11 protein-coding genes are annotated in these 12,984 nt (G+C 32.7%); 3 read left to right on the plus strand and 8 right to left on the minus strand.

The features are described from left to right. The first annotated feature begins 133 nt into the window (after positions 1 to 133). Positions 134 to 1,057, plus strand: a complete 924-nt coding sequence (locus tag ABD816_RS15520) for an expansin EXLX1 family cellulose-binding protein (RefSeq protein ID WP_344928943.1) — start codon at positions 134 to 136, stop codon at positions 1,055 to 1,057. 10 nt (positions 1,058 to 1,067) lie between these two features. Here ABD816_RS15520 and ABD816_RS15525 read toward each other — a convergent pair whose 3' ends face one another. The 5 genes from ABD816_RS15525 to ABD816_RS15545 all read right to left on the minus strand — a co-directional run bounded on the left by ABD816_RS15525 (position 1,068) and on the right by ABD816_RS15545 (position 8,751). After that, positions 1,068 to 1,631: a phosphatase PAP2 family protein gene (locus ABD816_RS15525; RefSeq protein ID WP_344928944.1), complete on the minus strand. Its 564-nt coding sequence runs from the start codon at positions 1,629 to 1,631 to the stop codon at positions 1,068 to 1,070. Positions 1,632 to 1,711: 80 nt separating this feature from the next. Then, complete coding sequence (locus tag ABD816_RS15530; protein ID WP_344928946.1) at positions 1,712 to 1,942, minus strand: hypothetical protein; 231 nt, start codon at positions 1,940 to 1,942, stop codon at positions 1,712 to 1,714. 118 nt (positions 1,943 to 2,060) lie between these two features. Then, complete coding sequence (locus ABD816_RS15535) at positions 2,061 to 3,128, minus strand: OmpA family protein (protein WP_344928948.1); 1,068 nt, start codon at positions 3,126 to 3,128, stop codon at positions 2,061 to 2,063. A gap of 151 nt (positions 3,129 to 3,279) precedes the next feature. After that, a complete protein-coding gene (locus tag ABD816_RS15540) occupies positions 3,280 to 4,602 on the minus strand; it encodes an MATE family efflux transporter (RefSeq protein ID WP_344928961.1) in 1,323 nt (440 codons plus the stop codon). 267 nt (positions 4,603 to 4,869) lie between these two features. After that, a complete protein-coding gene (locus ABD816_RS15545) occupies positions 4,870 to 8,751 on the minus strand; it encodes a carbohydrate-binding protein (protein ID WP_344928950.1) in 3,882 nt (1,293 codons plus the stop codon). A gap of 402 nt (positions 8,752 to 9,153) precedes the next feature. On the opposite strand from ABD816_RS15545, the gene ABD816_RS15550 reads away from it, so the two are divergent. Then, positions 9,154 to 9,627: a nucleoside deaminase gene (locus ABD816_RS15550; protein WP_344928952.1), complete on the plus strand. Its 474-nt coding sequence runs from the start codon at positions 9,154 to 9,156 to the stop codon at positions 9,625 to 9,627. A gap of 278 nt (positions 9,628 to 9,905) precedes the next feature. Beyond that, positions 9,906 to 10,310 (plus strand): transposase, encoded by a 405-nt coding sequence (locus tag ABD816_RS15555; protein WP_344928953.1) that lies wholly within the window; start codon positions 9,906 to 9,908, stop codon positions 10,308 to 10,310. 348 nt (positions 10,311 to 10,658) lie between these two features. On the opposite strand, the gene ABD816_RS15560 is transcribed toward ABD816_RS15555, so the two are convergent. The 3 genes from ABD816_RS15560 to ABD816_RS15570 all read right to left on the minus strand — a co-directional run bounded on the left by ABD816_RS15560 (position 10,659) and on the right by ABD816_RS15570 (position 12,844). Then, complete coding sequence (locus tag ABD816_RS15560; RefSeq protein ID WP_344928955.1) at positions 10,659 to 11,285, minus strand: hypothetical protein; 627 nt, start codon at positions 11,283 to 11,285, stop codon at positions 10,659 to 10,661. A gap of 199 nt (positions 11,286 to 11,484) precedes the next feature. Further along, the gene (locus ABD816_RS15565; RefSeq protein ID WP_344928956.1) at positions 11,485 to 12,219 is read right to left on the minus strand and encodes a hypothetical protein; all 735 of its coding nucleotides are present in this window, start codon (positions 12,217 to 12,219) and stop codon (positions 11,485 to 11,487) included. 82 nt (positions 12,220 to 12,301) lie between these two features. After that, positions 12,302 to 12,844 carry a hypothetical protein gene (locus tag ABD816_RS15570; protein ID WP_344928958.1) on the minus strand — a complete coding sequence of 181 codons (543 nt, stop codon included), beginning with the start codon at positions 12,842 to 12,844 and terminating at the stop codon, positions 12,302 to 12,304. Positions 12,845 to 12,984 lie beyond the last annotated feature (140 nt).

Consider the following 12,984-nt stretch of genomic DNA (forward strand, 5'->3'; position numbering starts at 1 on the left):
GTCTAATTAGATGTATAATCATCTTCTATAATAATAAAATCAAAAATACAATAACCTGCTACTATTTTTGTTCTATGTTTTCTACATAACATAGATAGGTCCAATTATAATCCACACACAAACAGTAATAAAAATGAAAACACATATCTTATATTTCTATCTCATATTTAGTTTTTGTCTTTTAAAAGTTTCAGCACAAGATTGTAATGACCAAATATACGAGGGAGAAGGAACCTATTATGATGGTGTAGCAGGAGGTACTTCTGGTAATTGCTCTCTACCAGTTACCACAGGAGACATTTTTCATTGCGCTTTAAACAACATAAATTATGATAATAGCAATGCCTGTGGTGCTTGCATAGAAGTTACAGGAGCTAAAGGCAGTGTAATACTTCAGGTAGTAGACAGGTGTCCTGAATGTGCAAGTGGAGATGTAGATATGACAGAAGAAGCTTTTGCTATGATTGCTGATGTAATTGACGGGAGAGTTCCTATCTCCTGGAAATTTGTACCCTGTGAGTTAGACAGTAGCGATGATTCTATAAAAATTAATTTTAAAGAAGGTTCTAGTGAATACTGGACAGCAATTCAATTTAGAAATAGCAGGTATGCCATTTCTACTATGGAATATCAAGTTTCTGCAACGGATTGGAAATCTGTTGATCGGGTATTATTCAATTTTTTCATAGAGACTGATGGAATACCTTCTCCTATGAATTTGAGAATCACCCCAATTATTGGTGAACCTTTGATTTTTGATAATATTCCGTTAAATCTAAATGCTGATTACAATACGGGTAAGCAGTTTTCTATCCCATTAGCTTGTCAAACATTATCTGTTGAGGAAATAGAGACGCAAGAAAATACATTTGTATACCCTAATCCAACTTCGGATATTTTCTATTTAACGCAAAGTAATACAGATTGGACATTAATCTCTGGTAGTGGAAAGATAGTAAATAAGGGTAATAGTCAACAAATCGATATGTCTGGGTTGCCTAAAGGACTTTATATATTACTTACAGAAAATCAACATATTAAACTAATTAAAGAGTAAATGTGATTTTTTACCCATACTTCTTTATTAAAAGAGTATGGATCTTATAAGCTCCCATCCCTAATAGCATTCCTACAGCCATACCAGTAATGATATCAGTAGGATAATGAACCCCTACATAAATCCTACTGTAACTAACGATAATGGCCCATACTACCATAAAAGGAAAGATATATTTTAGTTTTTTTTGTAAAGCCAATCCGGTAAAAAATGCCAATGCCATAGAACTTGTCGCATGACCAGAAAAATAACCATGACGGCCACATCGCTCTGCTATAAATCGTATGACGTCTGCAACACCTTCTGCTCGGCAAGGTCTGGGTCTTAATATGATCGTATTCTTAAATAAAAGCGATAATTGATCCGAAGTAGCAATTAAGGCTGCAACTACCAAAAGTGTAATTACTGTGCCCCTACCTCCAAAGTATTTATAAAAAAAGAACAGCAAAACTAAATAAAGCGGGATTTGATAAAATTTTTCGGTCATAAACAACCAAAAACCATCCCAAAAGGGAGTCCCTAAATTATTAAGGTAAATAAAAAGATCTTTATCTAATTGTATTAATTCTTCCATGATTTTAATTGTTTTACATCAAATAAAACTCCTCTTGAACCTACGTAAGAAGCCTTGAGGGTGTGCTAAAATTACGAGAATTATGATTTATCATACCGTTCTATTTCCCGATCATAAAAATCATTCGCTGCCTGAAAAAGAATTTCTGATTCTGTAAGCAATTCTTCTTCTTCGTTTTTATCAAATTCCTCCAGCCACTCAACATCATCATCTGCTAAATCAATAATAAAACGGGGGAACTCTGTGTGAATGACAAAGATCGAATCTGGATAATCTGTATTATCACCCAATAAAAATTTAGGAAATTCCATATTATAATTTATTAAGAAGCAAAGCTACAAAAGTTTAGAATGAATATTGCTAAAATAGTAAGAGGTAAATTTTATATCAAAATTTACCTCTTACTATTTTTATAATACTATTATTTTATTATTCAATAATAATTTGCACCCTTGCATTAGAGCCTAGCTCTGTATTATCAATTTCCGGATCATCCTGAGGTTGCGTATTAGCAACTCCTGTACTTTCTATCAACGTTTCATCAATCCCATTTTCGATTAAATATGCCTTAACAAAGCCTGCTCTGGCATAGGATAGAATTTCATTTTCAAATGAAATTTCAGAATCATTCGCATGCCCTATAATCTGTACACGATTTACTTTAAATATTTTTAAGTACTGTAAATAAGAATCTAATTCTTTTTTAATCTCCTGATATACTTCACTCTCTCCTATTAAATATTCAACATCAGAAAAATCCAATGCCATATTACACACATCTGATTCTACAAGATTACTTACACTTCTCATTTCTAATAGTTCTAAATCATCTACAAAGTAATAAGCATTTTCAAAACCACCTCCTTTAACTGATTTTCCTTTTGGACTATCAGAAAAATAACCAATTGAAATATATTTTTCTGTTCCTTTTGCTTTATATATACCACATACTTTAGTCCATCCTTTTGTATCACAAATCAATTTAGAAGACTCTATATGTAGATTATACTTAGAGGTCTCAGTAATCCTAGGCACTCTGGCAGTAAAATAAGATCCTATAGAAGAGGTACAAGAATTAGATAGCCCTTCTGATAAAGATACATACATATGAAAATAATAATATTTTCCCGCTTTTAGAGGACTGTTTAATTTTGCAGTAAATGATTCTTTTGTATTATTTCCGGCTATATAAATTCCTACCTGGCCTTCGCCTGTTCTTGGTTCCTGAGGACCAAATTGTTTTAAAAAATTAGGAGCCTTGTGATCAAAATTTACTTCATTAACAAAAGGGTGATGAGCATCGGGACTATTCGTTAAGGCTTTCCAGTCCGATACTACCCCAAAATTTCTCATTTCGTGAATTAGCTTTTTTACTGCTGGATTTGTTTTTTCAAAACTTGGATTAGGTATTAAATTCTGAGCGTTATTTGTATACTGTACTCCGATAACAAATAAAATAGTAAGTAAAAAATGTAGCGTAGGTTTTGGGATATGCATTTCTTAAAATTTGTATTTATAATTAAATTTAGGCGTCGTTAAATTGATGTTAATATAGGTCATACTTTGGTAAGTAACAAAACTAATCCATAAAAATAAATCAATCAAAGCTTTGAACATCACAAAAACTAAACACAGACTACAAAAGATGCTAAAAATCAACTTCTTTACGTATCAAATTCTTACTTAAATAATTAAACCTCATATATAAAAGTATCGCAGATACTGATAAACCGGCAAGTAATCCTATCCAAATCCCCTCACTTTTGTAAGATGTATGTAAAGACAAATAATAGCTGATAGGAAAACCTACGATCCAGTACGCTATAAACGTAATGATGGTTGGAATAATAACATCCTGCAACCCTCGCAATGCTCCAAGAACTACTACTTGTATCCCATCTGAAATCTGAAATAACGCAGCAATGATTAAAAGTCTGGCAGCAATACCTATAACTTCTGTATTATCAATTAGATTGGTCATATCTTTTTCATCTAAATATATAGCAGGTAACGATTCGTTAAAAACTACAAAAATCAATGCAAAAATAACTTCTAACAAAAAGGTCAATAAAATAATAGATAGGGTAATCCTCCGCAAGTCTTTAAATTTTTTCAGTCCTTTTTGATTACCCACACGTACCATAGCAGCGACACTTAAGCCCATTGCCACCATAAACGTCATAGAAGCCAGATTAAGTGCAATTTGATTAGCTGCTTGAGGATTTTTTCCCAAAATACCGGAAAGCCAGATTGCCGAAGTAAAAATTCCGACCTCAAAAAACATCTGCAATGCTGACGGGAATCCTAATGATAAAATTCTATTTAACATCTTACTTTCCAATACAAAAAAACTGATATTGGTCACATATTCCTTTGATTTCTTCTTGTTCCCAAGTAATACCCACAAAAAAAGAACCATAACCACCCTTGATACCAGAGTACCAATTGCAGCGCCAATTATACCCATCTGCGGAAAACCAAATTTTCCAAAAATCAATATATAATTAATAATTATATTGACAATATTAGCTATCAAAGTGGCATACATGGGAAATTTTGTCATTGACAACCCATCAGAAAATTGTTTTAATGCCTGAAAAATAACCAATGGAATCAATGAAATTGCTACCAGATTAAGATATGGCATTGCTAACTCTACTACTTCTATTGGCTGTTTCATCATATACATCAATGGTTTTGCGGCTAATACGAGTAGAAACAACGTAATTCCTAATGTGGTGCATAAAAATAATCCATGTTTATATGCAGACTTACCCCGACTAAAACTATTCTCTGCATCTGCTTCTGCAACTAATGGCGTAATTGCTGTAGAAAAACCTATGCCCAGAGACATCGCGATAAACATAAAACTATTACCTAAAGAAACAGCAGCCAATTCTGCAGTACCCAACTGCCCCACCATAATATTATCAACTAACCCAACAAAAGTATGCCCTAACATGCCTAACATAACAGGTGCCGCCAGCCTGAGATTATATCCAAATTCTTTTGTATATTGATGTAACACCTTTTTAATTTTGGATTGTCAAAGATAGTCATCCCATCTCGTGTTGTCCTCGAAATACAATAACTTTTATTGAAAACAATTTGTGATAGATAAAATGATACTATAGTAAGAATCGTCTATTAATAAAAAAAGCATTTCCTTCAATGTGAATCAAAGGAAATGCTTTATTAAGCTATTGTTGAGTTTGCTTAATCTATAGTATGGATATTTTTAAAGTTTTATCAGTTTTTCTGTTTTAAGTTCTTTATTTACTTTACCAACTTCCAAAATAGTTAATAAATAATATCCAGAAGCTAAATCCGAAAGATTCAAGGATTTCTCTCCTTCTTTTAGTAATATCTCTTTTTGAAGTGCTCCCATCATATTATACACCTTAATTCTATCACCCGCTTCTACACCAGAAAAATTGACAACATCAACAACCGGATTTGGAAACATTTTAAAATCTTTAGAAATCGTAGTACTCTTATTAGTAGTATAGGTAATTACTAATTCAGGTTTTGCACTCACCGTATTTTCTTTAGAAGCAAAAGCAAAATCATTTCCAGAAGTTGCATTTAGAATTAATGTTAACGCATCTCCAGATATCGTTTCTGTTTGTAATGGGACGTTTATTGTATTACCAATTGCAAAAGTAGTATTGATAGTAGCCAGCACATCCGAGGCAGCAGGCTTATTGGCTGTAGAAATTGTGGTTTCTGCCCAATTATTACTATCACCTTGATGTATCGTTACATTTCCATTACCCGGATCAGAGTATACAGTAAATTTAAGATCTGCATTCGTAATCGTACCAGCAATAGAAGACAAATCAAACATAAGATATCCTGTTCTATTATTCAATTCTACTCTAATCATATCAGAGTTATATCTGGTAGCCCCTTGTAAATAGGCATCCTGTATTGGCGACAATGTAACCGTTTGTTCCTCTATGATAGTTTCTTTTGTTACAGCTACTTTATCTATATTAAATAAATACCCCGTAGTTCCTTCGTAAGAGAATCTAAGTGTCTTTTCTCCTGGTGTAAGTGAAATCGTTGTAGTGTATGCTTCATAACTATGCCATTGACCGGTTACAGGAATGTCTAAAGAACCTACGACGGCTCCTTCTTCAAGAATTTCTATCACTCCTCCTGTTCCTGCACTTGATGCATATACCTCCACAGTATATTCTCCACCGGTATCCACATCTACGAGATACTCTGTATAATCTCCGTTCTTTATAAAACCAAGATTACTACCCGAAGATCCAGGAGTAGCCTCTATCTTAACGGTACCCGATTTATTTTCAAAATCTTCAGCCTCAAAAGAACCTGGAATATCGATAATGTTTCCTGGAGGAGGTGTACTATCTTCTATTATTTGTATTGTTATTACACTAGAAGTGGCTGTAGCTCCTTCATCATCAGTTGCAATAGCAGTTACACTGTATGTTCCCTTTTCATAACCCGACATAGTCGCTGTGTAAGGAATTACCCTTTCCGTTTTTAACAATACCCCATCAACAAAAAACTGAACTTGCTCAATGGTACCATCACTATCAGATGCATTTGCATTAAATGCGATATCAGTTCCTACTGTAAAAGATGAATTATTAACAGGAGTATCTATTTCAACTGTAGGAGCATTATTTTCTCCATTACCACAATCGTCTGCAAACGTTTCTGTATTGTCTAAGGATTCTGCTCCACTTTCATTCACTGAAGTTTTTCGGAACATGATTCTATCTAATTTAAACAATTGCGAACGACCTGATACTGTAAGTGTATAAGTTTCTCCTGCTTTAAAATCATAAATTGCACTTCTCTTATTAGTTTCTCCTCCTAAATCAAGTCGGCTTCCATCGGCCCAAACAAAACTCTTATCATTTCCTCCAAAGAATTTGGTATCACTCTTAAGTGCGGCTAAGGGTGCCTGATCATTATGGCTATTTCCTGCATTTGGTCCTTCATTATAATCACCATCTACTCTAACGTAACAGTCATTGGCGATATCTGTTCTTACTTCTCCATTTATTGTTAACGTTTCTCTAGCACATCTAAGGTGAAGCTCATAAAGTCCTGGCTCATTTATTTTAAATTGGTACTCAATTGGTGAGTTAGGATTTCCATTGATAGGCGTGTTCCCTGTGAATTCCAAATACCCATCACCTGTATAAGCATTATTCAATGATGTTGTTTTTATACTCCATTCACCTAAGTCTGCCGTTCTATTTTCTGCTTCAATAATTACCAGACCTCCAGATTCCTCATATACATCACAAGTTACTGGCGGTTCAACACCAGTATTGATAATTAATGCTACCCAGTCATTACTAGAATTCGGAGCAGAAAGCGTATTTCCTAAAATTGAGGAACTTCCCAAATCTCCAGATCCTGGATTGAACCATTGCACAGTGTAGTTGCTATTCCCAGTAGGCAGACTTAAGCTTGTTGACCCTCCATTAGGAAGGTATACTGCATAAGCTTTTCCTTCATTAGCTAAAACAAAATCATCAGAATCACCAGTTAATCCATCATTACTCTCAGCACCAATTAAATAATCATTAAAATACTCTGTAAAGAATTTTAATGCATATCCTACTTCTTCATAAGCTACTCCTCTTAACCTATGGTCTTGATTATTTAAATCTCCATCGGTATTTGTATATCCATAATAGTACTCTACTCCTGCACCTCCAGCCATTAAAGTTCCATAAAGTACTTTCTGACGAATATCTTGATCATCAATACGGATCCCCAGATTTGCTGGTCCTTGCTCGTCATTAGCTACTACCCATTTTTTGCCTGCATTTTTTGATTTTTCAATCCATTCTATCACGTCATTGTGAACATCATCTACATTAGATTGTAATGAAGCTCCTGTTAACTCAGAATTGTTTCCTAACAAGGGTGTGTATCTTTGATTTTTCTGATTTGGATAGGTATGAATTACTATATTATGTCCATAAGCATCAATTGACTTAATATATTCTGTGATATCAATCGTTACATCATCATCTAGAGTAGTTTCTTCTGTTAAATTCCAGTTTAAAGCTAAGTGATGTCCAAAACGTGCAATCAACTCGCGATAATACAACTTGCGTTCACGACCGTTTTCATTAGAATCCATAAAGTTATCATTCTCTGTCTCCATAGTCTTAAAATGCAGGTACATTCCTTTTTTATCAGCATATTCAAAGATCTTTTCCCACTGTGCCATTTTAGATACATCAAAACGATCTTTATGCACTCCCTGATTCCATTGCTCAGCATCACTATAACCATTATAAACACTTTCACTCACCTTTAATAAATGTGGAAATATATTTTCATCATCTCCTCCTAAACTAAAAGTCAAAAAAGACATGGCATTTGCTCCTTCAGAAGACAAATAGTTAACCACTCCTAATAATTCTGAACCTTTTCCAGAATCCCAAGTATAATCCGAAGCATCACCTGCATTGTAATCTTGCTGGTGTGCAGCCCATGCTTTTCTTCTACTACCTCTATTAGGTGTATTGTCAAAATCCTCGTATGCAAATGTATTTTCTGGAGAATCTGCTCCGGCTTTTACAAACCATTTTCCATTAGGGTTTATAGAGTTAGTACCTGAATATCTAAGATAATGTTCTCCTACATATTGTAATCTTCCTTTATCTTTTGATCTGTGATCTCTTCCAGATTTATCAGATTCTGCTATAGAAAAAGAACCTGTATCTCCATTCATAAATCCTCCATTAGATCCCCCACCATTGATAGCTACATCCGTTCCTGATGTAAAGGCAGCTGTCCAATTCCATGTACCTGTTTCTCCGGGTGCAAAATGAACTCTCCATACATTACCAGTATCACAACTACTATTCTCAGCATCCGCACACGCTGCATAAAAGCCTGGCACCACATATGAGGCACCACTAGCGTCATGAGTGAAAGTTACATCTAATCTGTAATTCGAAAAAGGATTTGTACCTGCGTTCTCAGAAGTGTTAGGACCAGCAAAATCTAAGGTTATTTTGTGCCATCTTTTTAATTCCCCATCGGGAGTCTGGGCGTGCAATAGCATTCCCGCTAATAAAAGAGTGAATACTTGTATGAGCTTGTATAATTTCATAATAAAAACATTAAATGAGGTTTGTAGTTTATTTTAAGAGTTCTTTCACTTAATATTCAATTAAAAGACAAGTGAGTTGTAATAAAACTTGAGGATACCTAATTAATTGAGTTTGTAAAAGCGCTGAAATGTAGTCGTTTGTATAGATATTTTTCTCCGATAGTTATTAAATGGACTGAAATTTTGAGAATTCGTAATAAGAAGTAAAGTATTCGATATGAGAAGAAATAATAACGAGAAAATTTGTTTTACTTTTTTCATATAAGGTGTAAACAAAACTAAAGTGATTATAATAATATTCTATGAATTCTCTTATATAGGAAATTTTGAAGATTGATTCAAAAGATGCTTACATTTGATCCCCCAATTAAAAAAGAATTCAAATTACAATTAAGAAATTAAATGAAAGAAAAAGAAAAGTTCATGAAAGAGGCGGTTAATGCAGCCTTAAAGGGAATGAACACGAATGAAGGTGGTCCTTTTGGTTGTGTTATTGTGAAAGATGGTAAAATCATAGGGCGAGGAAATAATAAGGTTACTTCTACTAATGATCCTACCGCACATGCAGAGGTCACGGCTATTAGAGATGCTTGTAAAAAGCTAGGCTCTTTTCAGTTAGAAGGTTGTGAAATTTATACCTCCTGTGAACCTTGCCCTATGTGCCTAGGAGCCATTTATTGGGCACGACCTGATAAAGTGTTTTATGGAAGTACACAACAAGATGCTGCTAATATCGGTTTTGATGATGAGTTTATTTATAAAGAAATTCCCTTACCTTATTCAGAAAGAAGTATTCCTTTTGAACAATTAGGTCATAAAATTGCACTAGAACCTTTTATTGCCTGGACAAAGAAAGAGGATAAAAAGGAATATTAGTGCTTTAAGGGATATTAATTTAAACCAAGAAGGTATGAATTATCCAAAATATAAATCTGTAAAAAGAACTTACATTTTTATTTTAATCCAAAATAGTAAGACCAAAAATCAGTGTTAGAATGTATAATCTTTATCTTCCTTTTTATTTAAAAAAATAAAAATTTGGTCTTATTCGAAATATAAATGAACTACATATACTAAGAAACTAGTTAGTTTTATTTGGGGAAAATCTATTAATTAAAACTTCACCAATTAGTTTTTAGTTATTGAAATATCTAATGATTCCTATTTTAACTTCAATACAATTATTATTGCTCAGATCCGTTCCTGGAGTAGGTCCTATTGTGGCTTGTGGTATTATCAGTGAGTTGGGAGATCTTAGAAGATTCAAAAACTTTAAGCAGTTAGCCAGTTATGTAGGTTTGATTCCATCAGTACATCAGAGTGGGGGTCATCTAAGGACTGCTGGACTTACACCTAGAGCCAATCGAATTATGCGGAGTTACCTGGTAGAAGCTACTTGGGTTGCTTTACGCTTTGATCCAGTAATGCAGGAATATTACCGATCACATCAAGGGAAGGATGTGAAACGTATCTTAGTCAAAGTGGCCAGAAAATTATTAAGTCGGATTCATGCGATTATAAGAACAGAAACACCCTATCAAATAGGTGTGATAAAGTAAAAAATAACATAAGCCTAAAAACTCGAAAATACTTTTGGCACAGAATAGGACAACTAAGCACTATAGGTGAAGCTTTTATTGGTTATCACATTTTATAGCAAGTTGCCCTGTTAGCCAATCATAATCATAGAGATGCTGGTGGATCCGCAAGCGGATACCACATATAGGATGCGGAGTTACTTATAGGGCTGAGTATTGAAATATTGACAACGCTTTAATGGCGTTGCCAACATTCCAACACTCTAAAATCATCATCATAATGAAATAAATAAAATAAAAAAATATCGTAAATTTAACCTAGGACTAGGGAAAGGGCTTTACATAGGAGCCATTGTTGGCATTAGTTGTTCATTCATATTTACTTCCAACATCATCCAGTTTTTTTATCATTTCAGCATTTAGATTTTCAAGAAAAACTTTGTTTTTAAAAAAGTCATTTTGACCTGAATATTCTTCAATTCTATTTGTACTATTTCTACTTAGCTTTGTTCTCTTGACAATATATTCACCTGTAAGTAAATTATATGATTTTTCAACACGTTCTGTTGGCAAAGATTTATATTCTGTGTCATAACCAATAACTTGTATTTTTTTTCTCTTTGAGTTATATCTGATTTTAATAAATCTACCTAAAGTCGCAGTTCCATCTTCATAGTAAGCAAATTGTATTGTATTATTTACAGTTGATAATTCAATAGGGTAAATGGAAAAGTCAGTGTTATTTATATTTATTTCATATTGTTTTTTCAAACTTGTTAGGTAAATTAAAAACTTGTAGCTAGAAAATTCTTTTTCATTCTCAACTAACAGCGCAACATCACTTATTAAATCATCATCAAAATGGATTTCTATTTTTTCAATTTTTTTTCCATTTGCAGGGCTTTCAGTTAATTTTTTATAATCTTTCGGAATTGTAATTTGAGAATATGAAACTATATAAAAAATCAGTAATAGAAATGAGAAATATATTTTCATTAGGTTGTGGTTTCAGAATTACTGTTAACGCTAAATATATGAATTGAAGCAAGGCAAGCAAGCCTAAACCAATCGATTTATCTGCGCATTTTTATTTCTTGTTTAATTTATAAAAATCTAGCGCCACTGCAAAAAGGAAGTGACCTTTCGATCCAGCATTAAACTTTGCTCTGATTTCATATATGATGTCACCAGTTTTTTAGTTTTCACCAATTAATTTGTTGAATTGTTCTTTTCCAGTATCTTCCTCCATTTGTATAATAGTCAATTGATCATTATCCGGTTTCATTAGTAGAATATCAAACTTCGTAGTGTCCAAATTTTTACCTTCATAGAATTTATAAAGGATACCTGCAAACACAAAATTATATTCAACCATTCCATCCATTTCGATCCTCATAGGATTAATTATTAGGTCATTACTTACCAAATCCAACTTGTTTAACGAAAAAAGTACAAACGGGAAGTCTTTATAATTTCCTGGATCATCATTAAAAAGCATTTTCCTTAAGTTTTCTAAGTTGGCATTAGATAATTTTACCTCGTTAAAAAAGCTATTTTTTGATATACTTGCTCTAAATAAAATAGACAGGAGAAATAACCTATACTTTTTGAAATCAATGTTAGAGCAAATGTTAAAGTTAATATTGCCCTCTTTTAGGTTTTTGCAGTCTGATAAATTATTTAAATTAAGCGTTTTATTATAAAAGGATTCTGAAGCGTATTTCTCATATTGACCAATAACTACATTATCACAATTTGCGCAAAGAATGTTCTTATCATTAATACCCGTTTGTCTAAGTTTTGGTTTTTTTCCTTTTAGTAAGTCTTGCTTGGAAATTGATCTTAATCTGTGTTTTTCATCAAACATTCCACTATTTCTATATAAAAAGTCAGGAATTATATGAGATTTTTTTATTAGCTCTTTCTCCAATTTACATAGTTTGCAAACTCCTTTCATAAAGTTTTTTAAGAATTACTAGTAACGTTTAATTTAAAATGCGTTTTAATGCATTTTACATAGTGTTATGTTCATTTTTAAATTCTCCACTATATATTCTCTTTTGAAAATTTTTGTACATCAAATAACCTATTGCGATTTTTATAATCTCTGGGATAAAACTTAAAAAACTGTTTTTAAAATAAATATTCTCTTTAGCTTTTGATGTATACTGAAAATATCTTACAGCTGTTTGCATCAAGTCAATTGTTCCGTCAATAATTAAGTAAATCCCCAAGCAATAAATAAAACTCCAAATTAATAAAATAGGCAAGTTATATTGAGTTTCCTCATATCCATTAGGGATATAAAATTTATTTAAAATACTGGGTTTAAATAACAAAATCAGTCCAATAACCATTTTCAAAAAAAGACCAATAAAGCTCAATACAAATTTTAAAGACGAAGGTTCTTTAGTATACAAATAAACAGCATCTCCAAAACTATTTTGATCTAGATGTTTTAATAACGACAAGATAAGACCATTCGCATCTTTCAATGCATTTAGTATTAAAACTATTCCAATTATCAGTATTCCAATTTTTAAAACATTTCTCATAATTTATAATATGTTAATTCTGACTAACGTAAAAATACATCACTGATTTACAGTTATTTGCAAATCATCATTAGATAATCCAAATTTATCAATTTGTTTTCTAATTCTTTTGACCAGACCTAGTTTTCTTTTTTGGTCGA

The sequence above is a fragment of the Aquimarina addita genome (assembly GCF_039539305.1).
Classification (GTDB): Bacteria; Bacteroidota; Bacteroidia; order Flavobacteriales; family Flavobacteriaceae; genus Aquimarina; species Aquimarina addita.

Excerpts from the sequence above, each read along its gene's own strand:
- ABD816_RS15520 (WP_344928943.1), top strand. The coding sequence starts at position 134 with ATGAAAACACATATCTTATATTTCTATCTCATATTTAGTTTTTGTCTT.
- ABD816_RS15525 (WP_344928944.1), bottom strand. The coding sequence starts at position 1,631 with ATGGAAGAATTAATACAATTAGATAAAGATCTTTTTATTTACCTTAAT.
- ABD816_RS15530 (WP_344928946.1), bottom strand. The coding sequence starts at position 1,942 with ATGGAATTTCCTAAATTTTTATTGGGTGATAATACAGATTATCCAGAT.
- ABD816_RS15535 (WP_344928948.1), bottom strand. The coding sequence starts at position 3,128 with ATGCATATCCCAAAACCTACGCTACATTTTTTACTTACTATTTTATTT.
- ABD816_RS15540 (WP_344928961.1), bottom strand. The coding sequence starts at position 4,602 with ATGTTAGGCATGTTAGGGCATACTTTTGTTGGGTTAGTTGATAATATT.
- ABD816_RS15545 (WP_344928950.1), bottom strand. The coding sequence starts at position 8,751 with ATGAAATTATACAAGCTCATACAAGTATTCACTCTTTTATTAGCGGGA.
- ABD816_RS15550 (WP_344928952.1), top strand. The coding sequence starts at position 9,154 with ATGAAAGAAAAAGAAAAGTTCATGAAAGAGGCGGTTAATGCAGCCTTA.
- ABD816_RS15555 (WP_344928953.1), top strand. The coding sequence starts at position 9,906 with ATGATTCCTATTTTAACTTCAATACAATTATTATTGCTCAGATCCGTT.
- ABD816_RS15560 (WP_344928955.1), bottom strand. The coding sequence starts at position 11,285 with ATGAAAATATATTTCTCATTTCTATTACTGATTTTTTATATAGTTTCA.
- ABD816_RS15570 (WP_344928958.1), bottom strand. The coding sequence starts at position 12,844 with ATGAGAAATGTTTTAAAAATTGGAATACTGATAATTGGAATAGTTTTA.